The following is a 25,081-nucleotide window of genomic DNA, read 5'->3' on the forward strand; positions in this document are numbered from 1 at the left end:
CTGCTTGATGGCGAAAGCCTCGCGTCGTGTTCACGCCGTACGACTTCGTCACGCGCACGACCATGCTGCTCGACGTCGACGAGCGCTTGAGGGTGTTACGGCCTGGGCTGTCGCGTCGCCGCCCCACCCTGCCCCCCGGGATGCGGGTTGGGCCGATGTCCATATTGAACGACCTTTGGCGAATCGCTCTTCGCGTTCGCGTGAGTGAGCTGGAACGTGTTCCTCGACGCCGCCAACCTCGATGGCCGAGCGGTCGGCGAGCGACGGCGTAACGCAACTCTCGACGAGCTCCACTGGTCGATGAGGGAAGGTTGTAGCCCCGGAGCACTTCCGTGCCGCCTTGGCGACGTGGGGAGAGACTTCGCGTTCACCGTGCTAAGAGCGCTTCTCTTCGCCTTCGGACTCTTCTTCTGCGAGAGCCGGAGCAGCCTGACCGAAGGCCAAGATCGAGTGCGATCGAGGAAACCGGGCGCAGGGGGGTAGCAGCCGACATATCCTCGGGGAAGGTTCGGCGTAGCGCCGCGCTGGCTCCACCTCGAGCGCACGCTGGAGAATCTCGGCCATGGGCTCGCGCACCGGTGGCTCCATCAAGCCGATGGGGATGGCGCCCTCCCGAGCTTGGTCGATCTTCTCGGAGTCGGTCATGTCGCGCGGAGGCCCAAGCACCAGCTGCCGGAGGATGATGCCCAACGAGAAGACGCTCGGAGTCGCCGGCGTTGCTTCCGCTCTCCTTGCGAGCACCTCCCTGGCGCCATGATCGCGCAGCGGCACTCTGCACGGCGTCCGGGCACGGCAGAGCGGCTCCAGGGAAGAGACGCGGTGCACGCCGAATCGGTGATGCGACTTCGCCAGCCCAGGAAACACGGACCTCGCTGGCGAGAGGGTCGTGATGCGCCGCATATTGAGCGTCGAGCCATCGGCGATGGGGCTCCTCCCTCGCGACGAGCCCCTCGGCGATCTCGAGCGCGATAAAGAGGGCGAGGTCCGTGGGCACCTTGCGATCGCGGCGGACGAACGCCTGATGGAGCCGCTCAAGCGACGCGCCATCGACGAACTTTCGGAGATGATCAAGCGGTCGCCCCGATCCACGACGGTGAACTCGATGTGGGCGCGACGACTTCGGGTGGTGCACGCACGCGGTCTTGCAAGGACGGTGCGTGAAACCGCTCCTCGATGTGGTGGGCCGCTTGCGTCCGAACCGGCCGGGTCGAAGAGCTTCACGGCCACGGCGGGCGAATCTTGTAGGGGAAGCGTCAGCGACCTTCACGGTAGACGGTCGCGGCCTGGCCGCCCAATACTCTCGCCAAGACGGACGGTCCAAGTCGTCGCCGAAAGGACGGTGGGTGCTGGCGGTGCTGCCATCGCCGGCAGAGTCATGGGCCGCTTCCCTTCCTGCAACCTGCCCGGCCACCGGCAAAGGGGTCTTTGGCACAACTTCTACGGGAGGCGGGCGTCGCCAGGGCGGGTTGCGATCCATCCCCCGGATCCCGGAACAACTGACTCGTCGCTCCTCGACTCCAGCTGGAACCAACGGCGAAAGGCCCATGGCCACAGCACGGTCGTTTCAGCGACGGAGCAGCCACCACCTCGAGCCCTCGAACTCCGCGAGTCCATCTCGTTCCTGTACCCGCAACCGTCGCCCGGACGACAGCTGCTCGGCGCAGGGTGCGGCGGCGACGAGCTCTGACGCCACCCCGCAGGGGAGTCTCCCCGGCGCGAGGCAAGCGCGTCGGGTTGGGTCACGGCGACGGCTTCCCGGGGCTCTGCCCGAAGGTCGGCTCCGCAGCGATCTACCCATCGCAGCGGCTCATGACGAGCGTCGGCGTCGGGGACGCGGAGCGGCTCTACGATGAGGCCTTAGTTCGTTCAGGGCGGACGAGGAATAATCGACGCGGCGTCGCGTTCGGTGATGAACTGCGCGCACGCACCAGCGCTCGCCACCTTCCCTTCACGCCCGCCATGTCGAAGAGCAAGGAACAAGTCGAAAGTCCGCCGGGCCTTCTTCGTCGCTCCCAGCGCTCAGGACGAGCCTCGAAGGCAGAGGCCAGCAAGACCGGGCGGCGCGCCAACGAAACCCGCCAAGGACGCCAGGCGCGCGGCGGCGGCGGCACCGAGGCGCGCCTCGAGGCGAGGCGGCCGATCTCGATTCCATCGGCTCATGAGCGGCGCGGTGACCGCTCGACCGTCGCCAGGCGCGTCGCTAAGACCGGGGGACCTCACCCCCCGCGCGTCGCCGCCGGCGCGTCGCGCCGCCCGAGCAGGGACCATGGATCACCTGCGCGCGCTCGTGACGGGAAGGCTCGGCCTTCGAGGTCTCCGACGACGGGCGCCGCGTCGAGGGTCGTCGCGACGACGTGCCGCTGGAGTTCGTGCGGGAGGCTTGCCGCGGCGGGCTTCCCGGTGGACGCCCTCGGACCTGCACGGCCTGTCGGCCGCCGACGCACGCGAACGCCTGCGCGCGTTCCTTCACGACAAGCGCGCTCGTGGCGAGCGGTGCGTCCTCGTGATTCACGGCAAGGGCGAGGGCTCACCGGGCGGCGTCGGCGTGCTCCGAGGCGAGATTTCCCGCTTGGCTCTCGCAGGGCGCGGCAAGATTTACGTCTTGCTGCGTCGCTGAAGCCGTGTCGACGCTAGGACGACGCCCTGACGAAGATGATGGGGCCTCGAAGAGCGAGAAATACGGACGGCCCGTTACGCGCCGAAGAGGGGCTGCCAGATAGGAACGACTCGCAGCGGATCGCGCTTGGAAAAAGCTTCAAAAAATCTGGATGGACGGCGAGCTGGTCGACTGGGACGCGGCGCGGGTACATCCTCACGCACTCGCTCCACTACGGCCTCGGCGCCTTCGAAGGCATTCGCGCCTACAAGCGGACCAACGGTCAGACCACCGTCTTCAGGCTCAAGGAGCACATCGACAGGCTCTTTGACAGCTGCAAGCTGACGCTCCTCGTGCCCAAGTTTCGAGAGATCCAGGTTTCGCAGGCGTGCCTCGAAACCCTGCGAGCGAACTCCATGGCCGAAGGCTACTTTGCGGCCGATGGTCTAGCGTCGGCGAGGGCGCAATGGGCATCTACGCGCCCAACAACCCCATCCGCACCACGGTCATCGCGTGGAAGTGGGAAACATCCTCGGCGATGAAGCGCCCAAGAGCGGCATCCGCTGCAAGATCAGCTCGTACGCCCGCCACCACATCAACGTCTCGCTCGCGAAGGCGAGATGATAAGGCAAATGCAACAGCGTCCTCGCGAAGCGGAAGCCAAGCTCGCCGGCTACGACGAGGCGATCCTCCTCGATGCGCAGGGGTCCGTCTCGGAAGGCTCCGGCGAGAACCTCTTCATCGTGAAGAACGGGGTCTTGCCGCCTGACCTCTCCCACTCCATCCTCGCCGGCATCACACGCGACACGCTCACTCCCGTCGCACGCGAAGAGGGCGTCACGGTGAGCGAGGCCGCATCACGCGCGATCGGCTCTGGCTCGCCGACGAAGCGTTCTTCACCGGCACGGCCGCTGAGGTGACGCCCATCCGCGAGGTCGACAACCGCACCATCGGTGAGGGCGCCCCGGGCCCCATCACAAGCGCCTCAGACGCGGTTCTTCGACGTCGTCAAAGGCTCCGACACCTCGCACCCCGGGAGTGGCTGACCAGGTGTGACGCCGGAGCGCGCGCCGGCTCCGGCGACGCGCTCCTAGCGGCCCGCTCGCGCCGCGCATCGTCCATTGGCTCGGACTCCTCGTCGTCCTTGTGACGGCGGCGGTGGCCTTCGCAGGTATGTGCAGCCGCCCCCCGCGCGGGCCGTCGATGCGCCACCCGGGCGTTCGCGGCAGCGCGGGCGATGGTTCACGTCCGGGAGCTTTGCCGCGCGCCGCATCCCGTTGGGTCCCGCGGGCCACGACGACGTCCGCGCCCTCATCGAGCGCCGCCTCACGGAGCTCGGCCTCGAGCCTCAGGTGCAACGCACCGCGATCTTCCGCATAAGTTCTTCAGGGCGCACGTCGGGCGCTCGCGTCGAGAACGTCGTGGCTCGCATCAGGGGCGCGGCAGCGATCACGCGCGCTCCCTCTTCGCGGCTTAATTACGACGCGGTGCCGCAAAGTCCCGCGCGCGGCGGCGATGGCTTCAGGCACGGCCGCGCTCCTCGAAGGCGCCCGCGCGCTCCAGAGCGGCCCGCCGCTCGACCGCGACGTGATCGTCCTTTTTACCGACGGCGAGGAGCTTCGGACTCCTCGGCGCCGGGAGCCTTCAGGCAAGAGCACCCGTTCGCCGAGGACGTCGTCGCGGCCTTCAACTTCGATGCGCGAGGGAGCCACGGCAGCGTCGCGATGTTCGACACGTCACCGGACAACGGCGCTCATCGCGGCGCTCCCGCACGTGCCGCGGCTCCAGGCGAGCTCGCTGGTGTCGGTGCTCGCGCGGCTCGCTGCCAAACGACACCGACGCGACAATCTTCAAGAAGGCCGGCGTCCCCACGATGAGCTTCGCCTTCGCCGGCATCGTGCACTACCATCGCGCCACCGACTCGCCTGACGAGCTCGACCCGCGGCAGCCTGCAGCAGATGGGCGACGATGGTCGCCCCTCGCGCGGCACTCGGGGCCGCGGTCCCGTTCAAGCGATGGAAGCCGAGGAGGTCTCCCCACTTCACGTTCTTTGGCAGCGCGCTCGTCTCTTCTCGAGGGCCACGAGCATCCTTGGCGGCGGCGGCGCTGCTCCTCTCGGTGCTCGCGGCCGCCTTCGCTGTGAAGCGCCGCGACCTCCACGCGCGGCTATCGCCTGGGGCGGCGCATCGGCCCTCTTGGCGTTCGCGCTCGCCGTCGGTGCGGGAGCCTGCGCTTTTTCTAGCGGGCCGTGTCGCCTCCGACGCGCTGCTCGTGCGCGGCGGGGCCGGCCACGACGCCATCGCGCTCTCGACGCTCACGTGCTTCCGATCTTTCACCTGACGGCACGGCGCATTGGCGCCAGCGCGGCGACGCTCGGCTCGCTCGCTTCGCTCGCCTCGCGGGCTTCGCCGTGGCGCTCTCCGCGCCGATGGCGAGCGTGCCCCTTCTTGTCACCAACACCGCGTGCGCCTGGCGGCGCTCGTGACGGCTTGGTTCGTCGGGCGGGCCACGTTGTTTCGGCCGGCAGTGTTCTACGTCGCCATCGCCGTGGCCCTCACGGTCTGGCTCCCGACGCTCTACGCGCTCACGGTGGCCGCGGCCGCCAACGCAGGTCTCGTGGCCGCCGCGTTTGCAGCCCGTTGAACTCTCGTCGTGGCGCCGCTCGCAGCGGCTGGGAAGCGGCGCCGCTTGCTCGCGACCTTGGGCGGGGCTCTTGGTCGTGGCGGGGCTCCCGTTCGGGCGACTCGCGTGGCCCCTTGGCGACGCCGTCGCCACGGAACGGCTGTCGCGTACGGCGTCGACGCCGACAAGAAGCAGGGCTTCTTCTTCGGCACGTCGCCGCACCCCTGGATGGCGCTGGCGCTGCGGCCCGGAAGACGCCACCAAACGAGCCCTCCCAGAGCTCACGCTGAGCGAGGCGACGTGGTGGTCGCCCTCTGAGGCCTCGGGCCTCGAGGGCGCAACGGTGACGTCCCACGAGCGCCGGAAGACGGCTGACGGCTTTGAGCTCCGCGCGATCCTCGCCCCTCGAAGGACGCGCGCCTCATCGCCACCGCCGATGAACAGCAGTCGATGACGCGCTTTCGGTGGCGGGAAAGCCCGGTCGCACCTCATCCGTTTCTCCGCCGAAAGGACCAGGAGCTTCGTCGGCGATTGCGCCTCGGGGGCTCACCGTCAGGCTTCTTCTTCCAGTTCTGCGCGCCCGGTGGCGAGCCGCTCGAAGTGGTCTTTCACACGCGAAGCGACGCGGAGGTCCCGCTCCGGCTGCTCGAGGTGCGCGACGGCCTCCCCACGGTGGTGCTGAAGCCCCGCCCTGCCGGGCAAATCGCCCGCGACGATAGCGATCGGACCGTCGTGGGGCGCACCGTGCGTTGGTGAGCCCGTGTGTTGGTAAGGCAGTGCGTTCTCCGTGATCCGTTCTGCGGAACCAGTCACCAGCTCACCTGGATCGCCTCGCCACCGCCCAGGCGACAATGTGCGCAGAACGCGCGGAATCTCGCGCGAGCGCTGGCCCACGCTAGCGCTTCGCCCGGGGCATGAGAATCTCCTTATCGCCCTGGCAGCCACGAGCCTCCCCGATCACCGTCGCCTGCTCCTCCTCCGGCTCGCGGCCGATGAAGAGGAAGTGGTCGCCGACGAGGTGTGCCCTCACCGTTTCGGACATCGCCGCGCGCGGAGAGTCGCAGATGCGCTTTCCCATTGCCGGCCGTCCCGACGAGCTTTGCATCATTCCGAAAAAGCCCGGCGGTGCGTATTCGCCCGACGACGTGAAGGATGAGAAGAAGCTCTGCAACTTCAACTTCGAATCAGAGACGCCCGGCGAGCCCGTCGCGCTCTGCCCGAAGACGTCCAGCACGAACCCCGGCATCTACGTCAACAAGCTCGACGGCAAGACCAAGGCTGAGGTCGAGGCGGGCGGTTGCCGCACGTCGAAGGTCGGGACGTCCGGGCAGAGCGTCACGTGCAGCTACACGGGTTCGATCATCGGCTACTACCACCTGTCGCGGCTCCTCGGCGGCATCGCCAGCGTGCCCGTCGCCGTGGGTCGCACGATGGACCTCGAGAAGCACAAGGCGATGGTCGAGCGCGGCATCGTCGCCGCCAAGCCCGTCGATGGCCCCGGCTTCGACGTCTACGACGGTTGGGTTCAGTTCAAGGCCTGGGACGCCAGGCCGCAGACGGCGCCGCGCACGGCGCAGGTCTACACGTCGGACTTCATGCAGATCTACGGCGCCTTCCAGGACAACGCGAAGGACAACGGCCGTCACCCTCTGTTGCGAACCGGCCGGCGGCGCTGCGGGCCTCAACCAGTTCTTGGGTGGCAGCGCCTTCAAGGCGGTCTCTGAGAGCACGCCCCTCGCCCAGCGCTTTCGTGGCGGCGCCGCCGACGCAGCTTCGTTGCAAGGGCTCATCCTCGCAAAAGACGCGGCCGACATGGTCCTCATGGACGAGCTGCTCTCGCAGCAGGATCGCTACGGCAACATCGAGTCGCAGGCCTTCAAGGTGTTTGAGGAAGGCGGACGCCTGAAGAAGGTTCGCCTCGACCGCCAGGACGAGGACCAAGATCGCGCGGAAACGCCCATCGACCGACCCGACCTTCCCGGCGTCATCGTTCACGAGCTGCTCTTGCGCGACAACGACTGCGGCGTCTCGAAGACCAACATCAACGCGCAGGCCAACGGCGGCGCCGGCGTCGTGTCTCGCCTCGCGCACATGAGCTCGCGGACGTACAAGCACTTCCAGTAGCCGCGCCGCGGAGATCGCGAAGCCCAACTCCGACGTTCAGAACGTCTTCGCCAAAGAGTCGTTCTTCACGCCGACGGACCTGACCAACGTCACCCAGCAGGCTCGGAAGCTCGCCAGCACGCTGAAGTCTCGCTGCGAGAGCGGCGCGTTGGCGCTCGACGCCGACCTCCGCGATCATGTGGCGGGGCGCATCCGGGTCGCGAAGCCTGCGGCCTCGCGGAGCCGGCGCCGGCTCCGAGCTGGGCGCCGAAGGCGGCATCATCGACGCCCACGGCATCGAGCGCGTCGAGCGGAAGAAGCCCCAGTGAGGAGCGCGCGCCCGCCGCGCCACGCTCGGGAGTTCGGCAGCGCTGCGATAGGCCGCTCGAGCCAAGACGGCGCTACCCTGGCGCCATGAGTCTCGGCCCGGGCCCTTACGACCTCCTCATCGAAGGCGGCCTCGTGTTCGACGGGCGCGGCAACGCGCCGCGCCGTCTCTCCGTCGGCATTCGAGGCGGCCAGATCGCGGACCTCTTCGAGCCGTCCGCGGCGCACGAGCGGCCCGCGTCGCGCGAGGTCGTGAGCGCCCACGGCCAGTGGGTCATGCCGGGCTTCATCGACTTCCACGCACTACGACGCGGAGGTGGAGGTCGCGCCTCCTCCTCGAATCGCTGCGTCACGGCGTCACGACGGTCTTCCTCGGCAGCTGCTCGCCCAGCCTGGCCGTCGGCTCGCCCGACGAGCTCGCGGACATGTACTGCCGCGTCGAAGCGCTGCCCGACGAAGTCGTGCGACCGTTTCCTTCGGGCGGCGAAGACCTGGGAAGGTCACGCCGACTACTATCGACACCTGGACGCGCTCCCGCTGGGGCCGAACGTCGCGTCGTTCGTCGGGCACTCGGCGATTCGCGCGAACGTGATGGGCATCGAGCGGAGCCCTCGAGCGCGGCGTCGTCCCGACGGCGCAGGGAGTCTCGCGCATGCGCGACCTGGTCGGGGAGGGCCTCGACAGGAAGGGTACGTCGGGCTGTCGATCCAGACCTTGCCGTGGGACAAGATGGGCGGCACCGAGCCGTACCGAAGCCGGCCGCTGCCTTCGACCTTTGCGCGTTGGTCCGAATACCGAGCGCTCCTTCAAGAGGTGCGCGCCCGCGACCGCGTGTTCAAGGCGTCCCCAACGTCTCGACGAAGGTAAACGCCCTCTTGTTCATGCTGAGAGCGTTCCGCTCTTCGATCGCAAGCCGCTCAAGACGACGATCATCTCGATGATGGATCTCGTCGGCGAGCGGGGGATTCACCGCGTCATCGGAGCGCTCGCGCGCTTCGTCAACAGCGTCATGGGCGGCGACTTTCGCTGGCAAGCGCTGCCCGAGCCTTTCGATCTCTGGGCCGATGGCCTCGATCTGCGTGGTCTTCGAGGAGTTCGGCGCCGGCGCCGCGGCGCTCCACTTGGCCGACCGGACCAACGCTCCGCGCTCTTGCGCGATCCGGAGTACCGAGCGCGCTTTCGTCGCGAGTGGCGGCATCCGCTTTTGCCGCGGGCGTTTCACCGGAACCTAGCCTTGGCGCGCGTCCTTGCGTCGCCCGACGCGAGCCTCGCGGGAAAGACCTTCGCCGAGATCGCGAAGGACCGCGGGCGAGACGCCGTCGACGTGTTCCTCGACCTCGTCGCGACACACGGGACCCGACTGCGTTGGACGACGATGATGGCCAACGATCGCGAGGGCTCCCTCCTCGAGATCATCAGGCACCCGGACGTGCTCATCGGTTTCTCTGACGCGGGCGCGCACTTGCGGCAAATGGCTCACTACAGCTTCCCGCTGCGCATGTTGCGGCGCGTCCAGACCGCCCACCAAGCGGGTCGGCCGGCGATGAGCCTCGAGCGCGCCGTTCACCGCCTCACGGGCGAGATCGCATCCTGGTTTGGCATCGCCGCAGGGCACCTCGACGTGGGCGCGCGCGCCGACGTCGTCGTCGTCGACCCGGCGGGCCTGACGGACCGCCTCGAGGACGTTTGCGAGGCCGGCATCGAAGGCTTCGGCGCTCACACGCGCCTCGTGCGTAGAAGTGAAGACGCCACAACGCTGGTGGTGGTGGGCGGCCGCGTCGCCAGTCGGCGCGGCGTCGTGGACGCGGCCGTCGGGCACGAACGCGGCTTCAGGCGCGTGCTCCGCGCGCTAAAGACGCGCGCGCCAGCTGCGGCGCCAGCCCGGATCGGTGTCGCTCCACGCGTCTCGCTGCGGCGACGGCGCACAAACGAGCCCGATTACGCGCCACCGGGGAACGCACATCGCCGTACGTCACGGTGTGTATTGTTGCGATCGCAACGGTGGTGCGCGCCTTGCTCACTGGCTTGGTCATGACGCAAACCAAGCTGCTTCTCGGTGGACTCCTTCTCATGGTGGCCGGCACGACCCTCGCGGGCTGCAGCGGCGACATCGACGACGAAGGTGTTGCCGATGAGGGCCGCCCTGACGAGCGGCGTGAGCGGCGAGTCGCCGTGGGCACCGAGCTGACAACGACGGCGCGGGTCAACTTCCGAACCGGCCCGAGCACGTCGACGGCGGTCAAGCGCATCCTCGCCAAAGGCTCGACGGTGGTGACCGTGAATCGCACGAGGCCGAGCGGCGCCTTTTTACAACGTGAAGAGCGGCAACGACGAAGGATGGGTCCACGGCGGCTACCTCGCCAAGGCAGGGAGCGGCGCGACCGAGCCGACGCCTACGCCGACACCGACGCCCGGAGGCGGCGCGTGTGCCCCGCGCAAGCTCCGCTTTTCAGCGGACGAGCTTCCGAGCTTGCCGGCGGCGGGCTCCGCGTACGTCTGGGGCGCCAACGCGACGGGCGGCGCATCGGCCCCCTACTCGAGCGAGTTCATCTCCTACGCGGCGCAGGCGCACCAGCGCGGCTTGCAAGTCTTCGCCTACCTCGAAGGGCCATGCGGCGACACGGGCGGCGTCGATGACGGCGAGCGCGCGCGCTGCTCCGGCATTCACCGCTCGTTCAACGCGCAGAACGCGCCGGGCACGCCCAACACCGACAAGGCGCGATGGAAGCCGTTCACGATGCACCAGCTCAAGCGCTCGGCGCAGGTTGGCGCCGACTACTGCGAGATCGACAACCTCAGCAACAACGTGACGATTCCGCTGAATCCCCTCTTGCGCGAGATCAAGGCGCTCTACGACTCAGGGCAAGTCCATTGCCGCTTCGTGCTGAAGAACGTGGAGGCGGCTGACATCGATTCCCATTCGGACAGAAGTGGCGCTGACGCCGGCGGCGGCGGAACCTCATCGCGCCGTTCCACATCTTCGAAGCCGACGACACGGGGCAAAGGGCCAGCTCGACGCCGCGATGGTTCGGCTCAAGGGGCCTGGCGCCAAGACCATCATCAGCACCGACACGAACCACTACGGCGGCGCTCTTCACCCCGGACCAGTTCCTGGCTTGCGAGAAGCGGGACCGAGCCGGTCCCTCCACATCGCTTCGCGATGCGGAGGCCTCCCGCCTCCTCGAAAGTCCGAGGACCTGCGGCTTCGCAGGCTCGCGCAGGGGCTACTTGCACCGGAGCGCCGGTTTGGAACGCGGCGCGCTAAACTGGGCTCTTCGTTGTGTCGGCCCGCTGTCGAGCCACTCCTCCACGGGCGCGGTCTCGATCTCGAGCTCCCCTGGAGGCCTGGCACGATGAGCGTGCGGAGCGCGTCGACGAGGGCTCCGTGCAGGAGCTCCGCCGGCGGCGCGCCGTGGCGCGCGGAGGCCATCGGTGTGCCGTTCATCGACCGGCGTCCCGTAGCGCCACTGGCGCAAGTTGAGGAACGCCATCGGCAAGAGCCACGGAGAGACGGCGCGCCGCTCGTCGACCGGCAGGCTCGCGCGAGGTAGGCCCACCCGAGGCGGCCGTGCTCGATCTCGTCGCTCAAGAGTTCGCGAAGCGCGGCGCGGGCGAGCTCACCTTCGGCCACTTCAAGGCACGACTCCAAGAAGACGCCCGCGGTGGTCTCGTTGAGGACGCACTGCCCAACGACGTAGAGCGTGTCGCGGAGCGCGGGCGACGCGCCCTGGTGCCGGGGCGGTCCAAGCACGAGCCTCGGCGCCGGTGCGAGCGCACGGCCCGCGAAGTGCGACGCCACGAGGCGACTGAGCTCCGTGTGGCGAAGCTCGTCGTCGACGGCGCGATGCGCGAGCGCGCAAAGCGGTGCCGCCGCACCCCCTCCGGTCGCACGACGTCGCGTGAGCGCCGCGTGAATGATCGCAAAGGAGTCGCCGACGCGCCGCTCCATCCCGGAGCGCAAGAGCCAGATCTCCGCGAGGCGCCGCCGCTCAGCAGCCGTGAGCCTCTCGAGGCTCTCGTCGGCTTCCGGGAGCGGCTTTTGCGTGAGCCGACCGCCCCAACGTCCGTCGGGACTAAACGCGGGCGGCTCCGCGGGGAGCGGAGGGGTTGTGCGCTTCACCCCGAGTCCGCGAAGGCTGCGTCGGTGGTCGGGCCCGCGTCGGCGCCTGCGTCGGCGCCCGCGCCTGCATCGGGCAGGAGCCAGCCTCCGGTGGCGCACGTCGCGCCGACGACGGGGGCGGGTCCAAAACACTTGCAGGTCTCCGCGCGCACGGTGCCCGGTTGGCATTGCCAATCGGTACCGACGCAGAGCGCCGACAGGTCGACAAAGCCGCAGCGGCGCCGCCGCCGAGGTCGGCGTAGCAGTGATGAGGCAATCCCTTCGGCGTGCACGCGCCTGTGGGGTCGACGCAAATCGACGGGAGCTCGCCGCCGTGCCCCTTCGTGGTGGGCCACGTGTTGTCGCAGAACGCGTCGACGAGGACGTCCGCGCTGCCATCCACCTCGGAGACGCCCGCATCGGCCTCGGCGTCGGTGTTGGCGTCCGCTTCGGGCAACGCGGCTGCGGCGCCATCGGCCGACGTCGAGACGGTCGCCGCGGGCCCGGGCGTGCCGACGGCAGGGCTCGTCGGCTGCCCCACCTCCGCGTTTGATTCGTCGGCGAAGCGACCGCACGCGACGCTCGTGGCGCCTAGCGCGATGCCTGCCCCCACAATGGCTTTGAAGAGTCGCGACGACACGAGAGGCTCACTATAGCGCGCTTCCGGAAGACCGCGCACAGGCCATGAGCCCGTGCAGGCCCCTGGCCGTTTCCCGAGGGCTTCCGCTCGCGCTACAAGGTCCCATGGCGACGCTGTCCAATGTCATTGGCTTCGACGACGCGCCCTTCGAACGGGCGCACCGTGGGGACATTCTCGTCGTCGGGACCGTTTGCTCGCGCACGCGCCTCGATGGCGTCGTCTCATCTCAGATCCGACGTGACGGGCAAAACTCCACGGCGCGCATGATCGCGATGGTGCAGCGCTCGCAGTTCGCGCGCCACGTTCAGGCCGTGCTGCTCCAGGGCATCGCCGTCGGCGGCTTCAACGTCGTCGACGTCCACGCGCTCCACGAAGCGCTCGACGTGCCCGTGCTCGTGGTGGCGCGCCGGCGCCCCAACTACGCCGCCATCAAACGCGCGCTTTTCGCAGGCGGGGGCGCAGGCGGGCGAGCCGCCACGGGCAGCGGCACCCCTCGCGCTGGCGTCCCCGGCGCCGCGCGCAAGTGGCGGCTCATCGAGCGCGCGGGGCCGATGGAGCCGCTGCGCGGCGTCTTCGTGCAGCGCGTGGGTCTCTCCGCGTCGGAGGCCGGCGAGCTCATCGCCGGCACGACGTTGCACGGCAACTTGCCCGAACCCTTGCGGCTCGCCCACCTCATCGCCGGCGGCGTCACGACGGGCGCGAGCCGAGGACGGGCGTGACCGCGCCTTCTGGCGCCCGCGCCGCACGCACAAGGCTCGCGCCGCCGTATCCGTCCATCGGCCACCTGCCCGGCTCGCGCACCGGCCCGAGCGACCGCACCGTGAGCGCCGCGACGGCGCGCGCGTGCACCGACGAGGGCGCCGCGCTTCCCGGCACGACGGTCACCGTGCAAGAAGCTCGATGGGTCGTGCGTGATGGTGGCGCGCCTCGACGGACGCATCGTGGCCCTCGGACGCGACGGCACGCGCGCCGAGGACTCTCCGAACGCGGGCCGCCGAATGTTCGCGCGCTGGGTCGCAGCCGAGGCGCGGCGCTTCGACGCGCTCCTCGAAGACGGCGAGCGCGCCGCCGGCGAATGGTTGGCGTTGGTGCACGGCACCCGTTACGCGCTCACGCATGAGCCGTTCGTGCTCTTCGACCTCTTGACCTCATCGGCCTCGAACGGACCGCGCGAAAGACATCACCGGTCGTCGAGGCGCGCGCGCGAGCACGGCTTTTCAACGCCGCACGTGGTGCACCGAGGCGCGCCCCTCTCCGTCGCCGGGGCGCGGGCGCTCCTCGGAGATCGCGGCCATCATGGCGCCGATGAAGCGGCGGAAGGCGTCGTCTATCGCGTCGAGCGCGCCGACCGTGTTTTGATCGTGGCGAAAAACTCGTCGAAGCGGCGAAGATCGATGGCCGCTTCTTGCCAGAGAACACCGGCGCGCCGGCGTTTATGGAACTTCCACGATGGCCTCGACCTCTAGCGTCATCTTCGTCACGCAAAATCGCGGCAAGGCCGACGAGATCGCGACCTTGCTCGGGGGCGTGCCGGTCCGGTGGGAGCGATTGCCGCTCGCGCACGTGCCCGGCGACGACCTCGAAGCGGCGGCCAGCGGTCGCGTGAGCGAAGCGTTTCGGCGCCTCGGCGCGCCGTGTTTCTTGGAGAACACAGGTCTATGGGTGCACGAGCACGGCATCGACGAGCCGCCCGCCTTTGCGCCGCGCGCCTTGAAGGACGTGATAGCCCGCCTTGGTGGCGAAGAAGCCTTCTGGTCCCGCTTCGGCAGTGCCCCCGTCCGCGCGCGCGTCGCCGTGGCCTACGCGAGCGGCGAGGGCACGCCTCGCGTCTTCTCGGGAGAGCTGGTCGGACAGGTGGCAAGCAAGACCCAAGGGCACCGGCGGCTACGGCTGGGACCGCGTTGTCGTTCCTGATGGCTATGCGCGGACGCTATCGGAGCTTCTGGCGACGAAATACCTCGCCAACATGCGTCTGTTCCCGTACCTCGCGCTGGCGGGCGTCCTCCGCGGGCGATCCTACGAAGGCGTCTTTGAGGCGCACATCACGATCGCCGCCGAGGACGAAGCGACGTGCGCCCGCTTCGCGGCGACGTGCAACGAGCTCGGTGTGAAGTTCGTTCAGATCGAGCTCCCGCGGGGCGTCACCCGCTCGCAGCCCATGACGGCGTCCTACCACCGGGGGCGCCTCGAGACCGTGCACGCCGAGGTCCTCGCGCTCGGCAAGGAGCTCGTCCGCCGCGGCTTCTCCGTGACGCGCACGAAGATCGAGGCCGTCGGCGCGAGCCTGACGTGCCCGAGACCGATGAGGAAGCCGAGACCCGGCCTCCGCAGAACTACTTCGAGTACCACGTGAAGGTCATTCTGCCGAAGGACGGTTCGGAGGACGCGCTCGCGGCACTCCGGTCTCTTTGCGAGCAACACGACGCGCACCTGTCCCGGAGCGCGCGCCGATCAAGTCAGGACACGGCGAGCCAGGACACGGCGAGCCAGGACACGGCGGGGCGCGACACGGCGGCTCGTGACACGGTCGCGCGTTTCGTTACGCGTTTCGTTACCCAGCGAGCCTATCGCTCAGGCCGCGTGACGAGCGCCGCGGCCTTCGACGCGCTCGTGGCGGCGCTCGACGCCGCAGGCTTCCGCACGAGCACGCGCCTCCGCGAATACACCGTCTACGACAGCAACATCGGCGTCGACGCCGGTTGGATGAACGGCGCGTAATGCGAGCGCTCTTGGACGCCTGGTTGCGGCGGCTCGCGCGCTCGCCGCTCCGCGAGCGGTGGATTCTTCGCGGCGGCCTTGTCACCTGCCACCACTGTCCGTCAAGGCCCGCGCCGGAAGACATCGACCTCGTCGGCCTCGGCCGCTTCGACGAGGCGGAGGCGCGGCGGAGATGCGCGCTCGCCCTTGCGCCGGCGTCGAGCGACGAGAGCGTCTCCTTCCACTCGCCCGTGAGCGAGATCATCTGGGGCGACACGCCCTTTCCCGGGCTTCGGACCACGGTGGAGACGAAGGTGGAAGCGCGGCCCGGACCGCGCATTCAGATCGACCTGGGCTTCGGCGATCCCTTGGAGCCAGGCCCCGAGCCGCTCGTCGTTGGCGGCGCGTCGCTCTTGGCGGTGCGCGCCGAGACGATGGTTGCGTGGAAGCTGCACGGAATTGTGGAGCATGGCCGCGGCCGTTGGCGCGCCAAAGACCTCGCCGACGCGCTCCTTCTGTTTCGCGAAGCCTCCGTCGACGCCGGCGCGCTGGATGGCGCTGGATGGCGCGCTCGACCGGGCCCTCGCCCTCGCGTTCGAGAGCCGGGGCACGCCGCTCAGCGCGACAAGGGCGTTTCTGGAGGAGCCGACCTGGGGCCAGAGCCGCGGAAGCCGCCGCCGCTGGGCAACCTTTCTCAAGCGACGGCCGTGCCCTTTGGATGGCGACGTAACGGTCGTGAGGGACGAACTGCGGCGGCACGCCGCGCCCCTCATCGAGCGCGTGTCGGCCCGCGGTCTTGCCGGCTCACGCGAGCGCGACGGTACTCATGGAGAGCAGGGCCCGGCGGCGAAGCCGGCGTAGTTGCGAGAATCGGCGCCGCTGCCGGTGACGGCGGTGGACGAGATGTTGACGGCCCAGAGCTTCCCCCCGGCGAAGTAGTGGTACTGCGCGACGTCGTCGCGCCACGTGAAGTCGTCGACAGGGCAGTTGCCACCAATGGCCCCGCACATGGAGACGAGCCCGGGGATCGCCGTGAGGGGCGTCCCCGCCGCCGCGGTCGTCAGCGCGAGGGCGCCATCGAGGCGCCACGCTTTGCCGTCTCACCACGAAGAGCTCCTTGCTGTCGTCGCGCCACGCGAGCGCTTCACGGCGCACGTCCCGGCGTCGATGCCGAGGCAAGGCCCCGCCGCCACGCCGGCCACAGTCTCGAGCAGGTTGCCCCCGGCCCCGCCGTCACCCGCGTCGCCGAACGTGAAGGCGCCGTCCAAGACCCAGTAGCGCGAGCCATAGACTGCATAATACATCGCAATGTCGGGGCGCCACGTGAGCGCGTCCAGGTGACAGACCGAGGCTTGCGACCCGCAGGGGCCATCACGCAAGCCTGAGAAGGCGCGAAGGTCGGTGCCAATGGGGCTGCCGGTGAGCTGACGGTTGCCGTCGAGCGTCCACCGCTTTCCCTTGGCCACGACCTCATACTGGTTGTTTCGCCACGTGACGGCATCGAGGGCACACGGAGGCAAGGCCACGTCGGAGGTCACCGCCGTGTCAGGAACGAGGGCCGCGTCGACGGTCGCGCCATCGGAAGCCGTAGCGTCGGGCACGGGGTCGGTGATGGCGGGCGAGCCTGGCCCTTCGGGTACCGCACCAAAGTCCGACACAGCTTCCTCGGGGCATGCCGCAACGGCGAACCCCATGGTCGCCAGGGCGACCAACGCAAACACCCGTCTCATTGTGACTACGCTATCGATGGGCCTTCCGGGACGCAACGCCACCGGAGCCGTGCCAGCGCTCTTCGCCGGCGTCCTTCATCCCCGACTGTAACGGGCCTGCGACACGCTGGATCACGCACGTCGCGCGAAGCCCGACGCCGCCGAGCGTTTTCCTTGGAAATCCTCGGGGGCGGCCTCTTTCGACGCGCGTCGCAGGCGTGGCTTGCTTCCTGCTGTCACCGAGGCATGCGTTCTCACCTCGCTCACCTCGCCGCTCTCGCCTCCGCACTCTTCGCAACGCCTTTCGTGGGCGGCTGCTCGGGCTCACCGGAGACGGGCGGTTCGACGTCGCAGACGGTTCGTGGAGGTGCGCCCACGCCTGCGCCGTCGACCGGGCCCTCCGCCGTCGCGGCAACCGGCGACGCGGGCACACAGGCGCCGGCGAGCGGCGACGTCTGCGCCGCCGAGCCCGAAGACGACACGTGCTCCACTTGCGTGAAGCAGAAGTGCTGCGCCCCCGTGCGAACCTGCTTGGCCGACGCCCAATGCAGCGCCCTCGACGCGTGCATGTCGAAGTGCTTTGACGGCGTGCAACAGCCGGGGGCCAAAGAGCAGCAGTGCGTCACGGCGTGCCAGGCCCAATACCCGCAGGGGCGAGCCAAGGTGGACGCCATCGACGCCTGCGTCGAGCAGAGCTGCGCCGCGCAGTGCCAGTAACGCCGGCACCGTAGAGGCGGCCCGCTCTTGCCGGCCACGTCGCACCCTCGCCGCCCCTTCCGGCCGGCCTTCGTTGAAAGGCGCGCCGTTTTCTGCCAACGTCCGCTCATGCGCACCTTCGTGTCTCGGCGCGAGGCCATGGTTTGGCTCGGCGGCCTCGTGGCCGTCGGGTGCGGCTCAGGGCGCGAGCTCCACTACGGGGACGCCTCCACCGACGCCGCCGGCAACGGACGCGTCGGTGGGCGGCGCCGACGCGACCCTCGGCGAGCCACGCGACGCGGGCACCGCCAACGCGGCGGACACCGGGTCAGAAGACGCGGAAGACGCGGCGTTGCCAAAGACGGCTGAGGAGCTCCTCTCGCGCATCGACGCCATCGTGGTCGTCATGATGGAGAACCGCTCGTTCGATCACTTCCTCGGCGCGCTTCGTTCAGACCCAAACTACCCGGCCGCCGGCGGTGTCGAGGGGCTGACGGGCACCGAGACGAACCCCGGCCCCGACGGCGGCGCGATCAGCGCCTTCAAGATGACCAACTTCACGCCGGAGGACCCGCCTCACTCGTGGAACGCGAGCCACGCCCAGTGGAACAACGGCGCAAACGACGGCTTCGTGAAGGCTCACTCGGGAGCGACGCAAGACGAGGTCATGGGCTACCACGACCGTTCGCAGCTCGAGTTCTACTACTTCCTCGCCGATCACTTCACCGTCTGCGATCACTGGTTCGCATCGGTCATGGGCCCCACGTGGCCCAACCGCTTCTACCTGCACGCCTGCACGTCGGGCGGCAAGAAGGACAACTCGGCGTACTTCGTCGGCGCGCCCACGACGCTGTGGAAGCGCCTTCAGAGCGCCGGCAAGACCTTCAAGAACTACGCGGCCGGCGCCGTCACTTGGTACACGGGCGCCTTCATCGGAGAGGTCTTGAACCTCAATCCGTCGAAGCCCATCGCCGAGTTCTTCGACGACGCGAAGAACGGCACCCTGCCGAACTTCTCGATCATCGACCCGGACTTCTTCGCCGCCGACGATCACCCGAGCCACGACATCCGGCTCGGGCAGGTCTTCGTCTCGAGCGTCTACCGCGCGCTCACCGAGAGCCCTCAGTGGAAGCGAACGCTCCTCGTCATCACCTACGACGAACACGGCGGCTTCTTCGATCACGTTCCGCCGCCCACGACCACCGATCCGATCCCCGAGTTTCAGCAGCTTGGGTTTCGCGTTCCCACGTTCGTGGTGGGCGGCATGGTCAAGGCGGGCCACGTCGAAAAGACGGTGCTCGAGCACAGCTCCGTGGGCGCGACCTTGCGCGATCGTTTTGGCATTCCGAGCCTCGGCCCACGGATGGATGCGGCCGCATCGCTTGCGGTCTGCATCGATCCAGCGAAGGCGCTGTCCCCGTCGCCGCCTCCGCCCAATCCGCCGACGCCCAAGCTCGCGCTGGCGCGTGCCGTGAAAGGCCCAAGCGGCGCGTGGGTGACGAGCCAGCCGGAGCTGGCGCACATGGTCGACAGCGGCCAGATCCCTCGGGCCTTGGTCGATCAACGCCCCACGCGGAGCGTCTCTCAGGCTGGCTGCGCGAAGCCGAGCGCTTAGGGGCCGTGCGGCTCGAGGGTAAGGCCTTCTTCCGCTGCGGCGAGCCTGCCGAAGCCGCAGCTCCTCGGACTTTCGAGGAGGCGGGGAGGACTCCGCATCGCGCAGCGATGTGGAGGGACCGGCTACGGTCCCACTAGCAGACTCGCCGCTCGCCGCGCCGTCAGCCCACCGCCTCACTCCCCGCGCAGCTTCGCTTCGAGCTCCGCCACTCGCGCCGTCAGCGCCTTGGCCTCGCGCTCAGCCTTGTCCCGCTCCTCTTCGGCCGTCGCCACCATCGTGCCATCCCGCGTCAACCTGAGCGCCGCGGGAAATTCGCCGAACGGCGCGACGGCCCACAGGACTGGTGCTCCGAGCACGCCTGACAGCGTGAGGCACGGCGTGGACTCTCCTTCGACGATGCGCTCGACGAGATCGCCTTCGATGAGATCCCAAACGCGAAGGCGCTCGCCGACGCGCCCATCCATGTTGAAGCAAACGAGCTCCCGCACTCCGAGCTCGTGGTAGCGCTCGAGCTTCTCTTCGAAGGTCCACCGCTCCGGCGTGTCAGACGGGCTCAAGATCTCCACCGCGAGTTCGGGGATCCCCTTCTCCCAGGTCTTCCACGAATTGAACGCCTCGTGCGCGACGCCCAACTTCACGAAGCCGTCGGGCGCGAGCTGCCTGCGGTTGGTCCGGGCGTTCCAGTAGACGAACTGATCGGCCCCGCACGAGTGCTCCGGTGCGACCAGCCGCTTCAAGAGGGCGAAGAGCAGGAAGCAGAGTTCCAGGTGCCGCTGCGACTGTCCCAAGTGCTCCTCCCATGGCTCGGCCGACGGAAAGTCGGCGGGCCGCACGGGACGAACATGCGCGAGCTTGAGAGCAGGGCTGTCTGCCATGGGCTCTCCAGCTTGAGTGGCACGTTGGAGCGACGCTAGTCCCCTTCGTCGCGAAGCCAGCGGGCCAGGGTGTTGCGATGGACGCCGAGTCGCTTCGCGGCTTGCGACTGGTTTCCCTCCGCGGCGGTGAGCGCTTCGGAGGCGCGCGCGCGCTGTCGCGTCGGCCCGTCGGCGACACCGAGACCGCGGAGGCGACGACGGACGCGCCGAGTCCGACTCTGCCAACGCCGGCCTGCGCCGCGGCGACGTCATGGGCCGCGTCGAAGGTCACCAGGCGCGCGACGTCGCGCTCGAGTTGGCGCACGTTGCCGGGGTAATCGCGCGACGCGAGCCATTGAACGACGTCTTCCGCGAGAGCCCGAGAGCGGCGCGCCGCAAACGTAGCCGCGAGTTCGCGCACGTCTTCGCGCCGATCGCGAAGCGGGGGCACGTAGAGCTGGTAGACGGCGAGGCGATACAAGAGGTCCGCACGAAAGGCTCCCCGCTCCACCTCGCGCGACAGCTCGATGTTGGTCGCGGCCACCACGCGGGCGTGCACGTCGAGGTCTTGGGAGCTTCCCATGCGGCGCACCTTGCGCTCTTGAAGGACGCGGAGGAGCCGTGGTTGGAGCGCGAGCGGAACGGTCCCGATCTCATCGAGCAGAATTGTGCCGTTGGCCGCGACCTCGAAGGGGCCCGGCCGCAGTTCGTCGGCGCCCGTGAAGGCGCCGCGCTCGTGGCCGAAGAGCGCATCCTCGAAGGTCGACGGCGAGAGCGTCCCGAGATCCAGCTCGGAGAGCTCGCCACCGAGACCCGACGCTGCGTGAATGGCGCGCGCGACGCAGTTCTTGCCGACGCCTGTTTCGCCGATGAGCAAGACCGGCTCTGGCCGCTGGGCCACTTGGCGAATCCGCGTCCTCAAGACCGCCATCGCGCGACTCGAGCCGATGAGCCCATGGGACACGGGAGGCGGCGACGGCGAGCGCTCGACTAGGGCGCGAAGCAAATCGGCCAACGCGTCGGTGTCCTGACGGCCCTTCTCGACGACCAGCTCGGCGCCGGCTCCTCGGCAGACCGCGCCGAGATCCGGATCGCTGCAGCCGGTGTGAACGATCGCCGGAGGCCCGTGAGTGGCTCGAAGCCACCGGACCAAGTCGAGCCCGGACCGATCGCTTGGGTTCTTTGGATCGAGCCGCAAGTCGATGAGCGCGACGGCGACGCTCTCTACCCGGTCGAGTGCGGCTCGGGCCTCGCTGACCGAGGCCGCCTCGGTCACCTCAAAGCCACGCTTCCAAAACGCGCGCCTCAACGCACCACGCAGGTTCGCCTCGTCTTCGACCAGCAAAATGCGCATCGTCCGCCCCCGCTCGATCGAGTTGCACCATCGAGGTGCACCACGTGGTGCACCTCGAAACGCTATCGATAGATGCGCGAAAAAAAAAAGAGAAACCGGCGCTTACGCTCCGAGTTGCACCATTGATGTGCACCATCGATGGTGCAACTCCCTTTGGTCACATCGCGGATTCATTGACGTTCGCGGCGCGTGGTCGGCGGCATGGCCGTTGCTCTTGTCGGCCTCGTGATTGCGCACCTGCTTCAGGACTACCTCACGCTGCGGGGCACCACCGCCACGACGGTCGTGCGCCAGACGGAGTCCGACTGGCTCACGCTCGAGGGCGTCCGCGACATGACCGCGTGGATTCATGTGTCCCAAGCGAACACGGAAGCCGCGTTTCGTATCGATCTGGAAACGTCCCCGACGGCCGACGAGAACCTCTTCCAACCGGTCACGCAGACGTCGGTAGGAACCGGCGGAGTCTTCGTGGCTGTGTCGCGCGCTCGGCAGGTGATCGGCGCGCTGGTGCCGCTCGCGAGGTTCTTACGCTGGTCGGTGGTGACCCAAACGCCGAGCGCCAACTGGGCGCTCACCTTTCGCGTGTTCGTTTGCTTGAACCCGACGACGTCGGAGCACCGGATCACACGCGGAAGCGACGCCTTCGAGAGCCCGACGCAGATGGCGCAGATGCTCGCGGCGATGCGAGCGCCGGGCGCTTAGGGCGCGCGGACAGAGAGAAGAGAGAGAAGAGAGATCGGGCACGACCACGGGCACGGGCACGTTCACGGGACTGAGGGCGGGGAGAGACATGCACGGGATACTTTTGCAGCCATGGACGACCATCAAGGGAACGTCCACCACGACCAGCCTCGCGCAGGGCGATGACGATGCGCTCGACCTGTCAGCCTTCGAGGACTTCGTGGCGTGGGTGGAGGTCAAGGAGCTCACGGCGGGCGGCGCTGCGAGTCCCGCGCTCGTGCTCGAGACGGCGCCTGCCAAAGACGAGCTCTTGTTTTCGCCCACCGGCGGCAATCAGACGAGCGTGCCCCTCGCCGTTGGCGTTTCGACCGTGAGAAACCTCCTGAACGCGCCACTCGTCGGGCAGATCCCGCTCGCGCGCTTTCTGCGATGGCGCGTCTCGATGAGCGGCGCGTCGTCGGTTTGGTCGGTCACGTTCCAAGTGCACCTCGCCGCCCACGCGGCGCGCCTCTCGCCCTGAGCCTCGCTCAGCGCTTCCTCCACCAAGTTTTCCCCGCCTTTTCACCTGCACTTCGCTGAGGGATTGATGCGTTCGCTCTTGATGCAAGACGTCATCACGATACGCGGTAGCGGCACGACGCCCGTCGTGCAGTCGGAGGTCGATTGGCTCGACCTCACGGCGTACGGCGACGCGGTCTTTTGGATCGAGATCCTCGAGCTGACGCTCCCGGGCTCGGGCTTCGTGAGCCTGTCGTTCGAGACCGCGCCGGCGAAGCAAGAGTCGCTCTTCGTGGCCATGGAGACGATGGCGCTCACGGCTGTCTCGTCGAAGGTGCAAGTCCGCAAGGTGCTCATGAACGCCGCCGGCGGCGTTCCGCTCGCGAGGTTCTTGCGATGGAAGCTCGCGGGCAGCGTGGCCGGCACGTGGGACGTGACGTTCCGCGTCTACGTGAGCTTCGGCGAGGGCAATCGCAACGCGTTTTCGCCCCTCGCGCTCCCGGGCTTGCTCCTTTGGCTTCGCGCCGATCAGGGCGTCGTGCTCAGCGGCGCCAACGTGACCGACTGGAAGGACCAATCGGGCAACGGCAACCACGTCTCCCAATCGGTGAGCGGCAGCCGGCCGGTGTTCGCGGGCAATGGCGTGGGCGGCAAGCCCACCATCGATTTCGCCGGCGGCAAGTTCCTCGAGAACACGGTGACGAGCCTCGGTCTCGCGGGCTCGGCGTATTCGGTCTTGCTCGTGGCCAAGGGAGGCAACGGCTCGTTCTTCACGCTGCGCCGGAGCCTCACGTACTCGGCGAGCATGTTCTTCCTCTCGAACACGTACGTCTACAGCAACAGCGGCGGCAACAACTCCGTCGCCACACCGAGCACGTTGCCCACAACGGAATCGAGCGCCTTGGGCTTCAAGAGTTGCCACCGATACACCGGCTCGGGCAACCCCTCGGTTTGGCTCAACGCCAGCGCGCTCTCGATTTCGGGGCTCGGCCAGGCCACCGAGACGGGCACCGCGGGCTTTCAAGTCGGCACCAACACGCAGGCGGTCCCCGAGCCCTGGAACGGCTTCATCTCGGAGCTCATCGTCGTGGGCAACGCCATCGCCGACGCGGACCGCCTTCGCGTCGAGGCTTACCAACGCGACTTCTACGGAATCTGATGAACACCTATCTCCTCCAAGACTGGGTCTCGCTCAGCGGTGACGCGACCGCTGCCTCGACCATCGTCTCGCAGCCGTCCGCCGCGTGGCTCGATCTCGCCCACGCGAGCGAGCTCACGTTCTTCCTCGAGGTATCGAGGAAGGTTGGCGCGCCGCAGATGAAGTACGACACCGCGCCCTTGCGCGAAGGCGCGATGTTCCAGGAGCTCGCGAGCTTCGCCATGCCGACGACGACCACGCCGCTCGTCACGCCCATTTCGCTCTACACGAACCCCGCTATCGCGGTCGCCCGTTGGGTGCGGTGGCGCGTCTACTCGGACGTCGGGTCGGTGTGGGACGTGACCTTTCGCCTCAGCGTCATGGCCTACCGCCGCTGAGCGCGGCCGCCGAACAAACCACGCCGCACCGAACCACACTGGAGACCTCGATGCACAGCGCCGTTCTTCAAGATTGGATCACCGTGCGCGACTCGAGCGCCAGCGGCATCGTCTCGCAGAGCTCGACCGACTGGCTTCAGACCGGCGAGTTCGAGAACGCGCAGTTCTTCATCGACGTTCGCTACTGCAGCGCGCCGCGGCTCTACCTCATCTTCGAGACCGCGCCGGCGCCCTTCGAGAAGTTCTGGAAGCCGCTTCAATACGAAGGGGCGCTCGACTTGGTGCCGCTCGTGGGCACGACGACCATCGTGCAGACCGCGTTCGCGCATGCGACGTACGGGCCGCCGCTCGCGAGCTACTTGCGCTGGACCCTCAACGGCACCGCCGGGGCCTGGGAGGTGTGCTTCCGCATCACGATGTCCGCCAGTTGAGCGTCGCGCACAAGACCCACGAAACAAGAGACGAAGAGCAGAGAAAGGAACAGGGAGACCATGTACGGATTTCTTCTTCAGGATTGGATCACCATTCGCGGCACCGGCACGAGCGGGCTCGTCGTCGTGCAGAGCGAGGCCAACTGGGTGAGCCTCCAGCCCTACCAGGACATCGTCTTCTGGCTCGAAGTGCGCGAATGCACGCTCGTGCCGACGGGCGGCACCAGCGTCATCCTCGACTACGAGACCGCGCCCATGAGGGACGAGAACCTCTTCCGCCCCATGGTGACCGGCTCCACATTGACGGCCGCATCCGCCTCAACGACTCCGACCATCACGAAGGTCTTGCTTCAGCAGAACCCGACGATACCCTTGGCTCGATGGGTTCGATGGAAGCTCACCGCCAACGGAACCGCAGGCGCATGGGATCTCACGTTCCGACTCAGTGCTGCCGCGAATGCTGTCGGCGCGCTGGGGTAGTGGCTAGCGCGTAGCCGCGTCGGGCGCTCGGGTAGCATTCGCGAAGCGTCATGGCCGCCCCGGAGGACAGAGCGGGTGCGTTGGCGAGAGACGACCTCCGCGGTTCGCGCGCGGGCGACGGCGGTGCGGAAGAGCAGCGCGAC

General features: G+C 68.4%; 26 protein-coding genes and 2 pseudogenes. 24 read left to right on the forward strand and 4 right to left on the reverse strand.

Translation table 11 applies throughout. The features are described 5' to 3' along the window. Window positions 1-375: 375 nt before the first annotated feature. Window positions 376-690 (reverse strand): hypothetical protein, encoded by a 315-nt coding sequence (locus IPG50_30915; GenBank protein ID MBK6696568.1) that lies wholly within the window; start codon window positions 688-690, stop codon window positions 376-378. A gap of 1,690 nt (window positions 691-2,380) precedes the next feature. Between IPG50_30915 and IPG50_30920 the strand changes: the two genes are divergently transcribed. The 6 genes and pseudogenes from IPG50_30920 to IPG50_30945 all read left to right on the forward strand — a co-directional run bounded on the left by IPG50_30920 (window position 2,381) and on the right by IPG50_30945 (window position 5,974). Next, entirely contained in the window at window positions 2,381-2,617 is a 237-nt protein-coding gene (locus tag IPG50_30920; GenBank protein MBK6696569.1) for a Smr/MutS family protein, read from the forward strand. A 151-nt stretch (window positions 2,618-2,768) separates the two neighbouring features. Next, window positions 2,769-3,642 (forward strand): annotated as a pseudogene (locus tag IPG50_30925) (branched-chain amino acid transaminase). Between the two features lie 469 nt (window positions 3,643-4,111). Further along, window positions 4,112-4,525 carry a M28 family peptidase gene (locus IPG50_30930; protein ID MBK6696570.1) on the forward strand — a complete coding sequence of 138 codons (414 nt, stop codon included), beginning with the start codon at window positions 4,112-4,114 and terminating at the stop codon, window positions 4,523-4,525. Beyond that, window positions 4,419-4,739 carry a M28 family peptidase gene (locus tag IPG50_30935; protein MBK6696571.1) on the forward strand — a complete coding sequence of 107 codons (321 nt, stop codon included), beginning with the start codon at window positions 4,419-4,421 and terminating at the stop codon, window positions 4,737-4,739. Before IPG50_30930 ends, IPG50_30935 begins: the two co-directional genes overlap by 107 nt. Window positions 4,740-5,077: 338 nt before the next feature. Continuing rightward, window positions 5,078-5,239 (forward strand): hypothetical protein, encoded by a 162-nt coding sequence (locus IPG50_30940; protein MBK6696572.1) that lies wholly within the window; start codon window positions 5,078-5,080, stop codon window positions 5,237-5,239. 429 nt (window positions 5,240-5,668) lie between these two features. Continuing rightward, window positions 5,669-5,974: a hypothetical protein gene (locus IPG50_30945; GenBank protein ID MBK6696573.1), complete on the forward strand. Its 306-nt coding sequence runs from the start codon at window positions 5,669-5,671 to the stop codon at window positions 5,972-5,974. A 139-nt stretch (window positions 5,975-6,113) separates the two neighbouring features. Here the strand turns inward: IPG50_30945 and IPG50_30950 are convergent, their stop codons facing one another. Next, entirely contained in the window at window positions 6,114-6,260 is a 147-nt protein-coding gene (locus tag IPG50_30950) for a hypothetical protein (GenBank protein MBK6696574.1), read from the reverse strand. Window positions 6,261-6,282: 22 nt separating this feature from the next. On the opposite strand from IPG50_30950, the gene IPG50_30955 reads away from it, so the two are divergent. The 4 genes and pseudogenes from IPG50_30955 to IPG50_30970 all read left to right on the forward strand — a co-directional run bounded on the left by IPG50_30955 (window position 6,283) and on the right by IPG50_30970 (window position 10,913). After that, window positions 6,283-6,942 carry a hypothetical protein gene (locus tag IPG50_30955; GenBank protein MBK6696575.1) on the forward strand — a complete coding sequence of 220 codons (660 nt, stop codon included), beginning with the start codon at window positions 6,283-6,285 and terminating at the stop codon, window positions 6,940-6,942. Between the two features lie 52 nt (window positions 6,943-6,994). Beyond that, entirely contained in the window at window positions 6,995-7,342 is a 348-nt protein-coding gene (locus IPG50_30960) for a hypothetical protein (protein MBK6696576.1), read from the forward strand. 393 nt (window positions 7,343-7,735) lie between these two features. Beyond that, a pseudogene (locus tag IPG50_30965) lies at window positions 7,736-9,494 on the forward strand (N-acyl-D-glutamate amidohydrolase). A 468-nt stretch (window positions 9,495-9,962) separates the two neighbouring features. After that, complete coding sequence (locus IPG50_30970; protein ID MBK6696577.1) at window positions 9,963-10,913, forward strand: hypothetical protein; 951 nt, start codon at window positions 9,963-9,965, stop codon at window positions 10,911-10,913. Between the two features lie 808 nt (window positions 10,914-11,721). Here IPG50_30970 and IPG50_30975 read toward each other — a convergent pair. Further along, complete coding sequence (locus IPG50_30975) at window positions 11,722-12,387, reverse strand: hypothetical protein (protein MBK6696578.1); 666 nt, start codon at window positions 12,385-12,387, stop codon at window positions 11,722-11,724. A gap of 104 nt (window positions 12,388-12,491) precedes the next feature. Between IPG50_30975 and IPG50_30980 the strand changes: the two genes are divergently transcribed. From IPG50_30980 to IPG50_31015, 8 genes are all read left to right on the forward strand, one after another. Further along, window positions 12,492-13,106 carry a DUF99 family protein gene (locus IPG50_30980; protein MBK6696579.1) on the forward strand — a complete coding sequence of 205 codons (615 nt, stop codon included), beginning with the start codon at window positions 12,492-12,494 and terminating at the stop codon, window positions 13,104-13,106. A gap of 192 nt (window positions 13,107-13,298) precedes the next feature. After that, window positions 13,299-13,853 (forward strand): hypothetical protein, encoded by a 555-nt coding sequence (locus IPG50_30985; GenBank protein ID MBK6696580.1) that lies wholly within the window; start codon window positions 13,299-13,301, stop codon window positions 13,851-13,853. Next, window positions 13,837-14,301, forward strand: a complete 465-nt coding sequence (locus tag IPG50_30990) for a hypothetical protein (protein ID MBK6696581.1) — start codon at window positions 13,837-13,839, stop codon at window positions 14,299-14,301. The genes IPG50_30985 and IPG50_30990 overlap by 17 nt, the downstream gene beginning before the upstream one ends. A gap of 52 nt (window positions 14,302-14,353) precedes the next feature. Then, window positions 14,354-14,740, forward strand: a complete 387-nt coding sequence (locus tag IPG50_30995) for a hypothetical protein (GenBank protein ID MBK6696582.1) — start codon at window positions 14,354-14,356, stop codon at window positions 14,738-14,740. Further along, window positions 14,677-15,105, forward strand: a complete 429-nt coding sequence (locus IPG50_31000; GenBank protein ID MBK6696583.1) for a hypothetical protein — start codon at window positions 14,677-14,679, stop codon at window positions 15,103-15,105. The genes IPG50_30995 and IPG50_31000 overlap by 64 nt, the downstream gene beginning before the upstream one ends. An 11-nt stretch (window positions 15,106-15,116) precedes the next feature. Next, complete coding sequence (locus tag IPG50_31005) at window positions 15,117-16,469, forward strand: nucleotidyl transferase AbiEii/AbiGii toxin family protein (GenBank protein ID MBK6696584.1); 1,353 nt, start codon at window positions 15,117-15,119, stop codon at window positions 16,467-16,469. Window positions 16,470-17,039: 570 nt separating this feature from the next. Further along, window positions 17,040-17,510: a hypothetical protein gene (locus tag IPG50_31010; protein ID MBK6696585.1), complete on the forward strand. Its 471-nt coding sequence runs from the start codon at window positions 17,040-17,042 to the stop codon at window positions 17,508-17,510. Window positions 17,511-17,748: 238 nt separating this feature from the next. Further along, complete coding sequence (locus IPG50_31015) at window positions 17,749-19,104, forward strand: alkaline phosphatase family protein (GenBank protein MBK6696586.1); 1,356 nt, start codon at window positions 17,749-17,751, stop codon at window positions 19,102-19,104. A gap of 543 nt (window positions 19,105-19,647) precedes the next feature. Here IPG50_31015 and IPG50_31020 read toward each other — a convergent pair. Further along, entirely contained in the window at window positions 19,648-21,312 is a 1,665-nt protein-coding gene (locus IPG50_31020; protein ID MBK6696587.1) for a sigma-54-dependent Fis family transcriptional regulator, read from the reverse strand. Window positions 21,313-21,513: 201 nt separating this feature from the next. Between IPG50_31020 and IPG50_31025 the strand changes: the two genes are divergently transcribed. The 6 genes from IPG50_31025 (at window position 21,514) to IPG50_31050 (ending at window position 24,938) form a co-directional block, all read left to right on the forward strand. Continuing rightward, a complete protein-coding gene (locus IPG50_31025) occupies window positions 21,514-22,014 on the forward strand; it encodes a hypothetical protein (GenBank protein ID MBK6696588.1) in 501 nt (166 codons plus the stop codon). A gap of 88 nt (window positions 22,015-22,102) precedes the next feature. Next, window positions 22,103-22,513: a hypothetical protein gene (locus tag IPG50_31030; protein ID MBK6696589.1), complete on the forward strand. Its 411-nt coding sequence runs from the start codon at window positions 22,103-22,105 to the stop codon at window positions 22,511-22,513. Window positions 22,514-22,579: 66 nt separating this feature from the next. Then, window positions 22,580-23,650, forward strand: a complete 1,071-nt coding sequence (locus IPG50_31035; GenBank protein MBK6696590.1) for a hypothetical protein — start codon at window positions 22,580-22,582, stop codon at window positions 23,648-23,650. After that, the gene (locus IPG50_31040; GenBank protein ID MBK6696591.1) at window positions 23,650-24,027 is read left to right on the forward strand and encodes a hypothetical protein; all 378 of its coding nucleotides are present in this window, start codon (window positions 23,650-23,652) and stop codon (window positions 24,025-24,027) included. Before IPG50_31035 ends, IPG50_31040 begins: the two co-directional genes overlap by 1 nt. A 50-nt stretch (window positions 24,028-24,077) precedes the next feature. After that, window positions 24,078-24,458, forward strand: a complete 381-nt coding sequence (locus IPG50_31045; protein MBK6696592.1) for a hypothetical protein — start codon at window positions 24,078-24,080, stop codon at window positions 24,456-24,458. Between the two features lie 60 nt (window positions 24,459-24,518). Next, on the forward strand, window positions 24,519-24,938 hold the full coding sequence (locus IPG50_31050) for a hypothetical protein (protein ID MBK6696593.1): 420 nt from the start codon (window positions 24,519-24,521) through the stop codon (window positions 24,936-24,938). Window positions 24,939-25,081: the final 143 nt, after the last annotated feature.

Source organism: Myxococcales bacterium (assembly GCA_016703425.1).
Lineage (GTDB): Bacteria > Myxococcota_A > Polyangia > Polyangiales > Polyangiaceae > JADJCA01.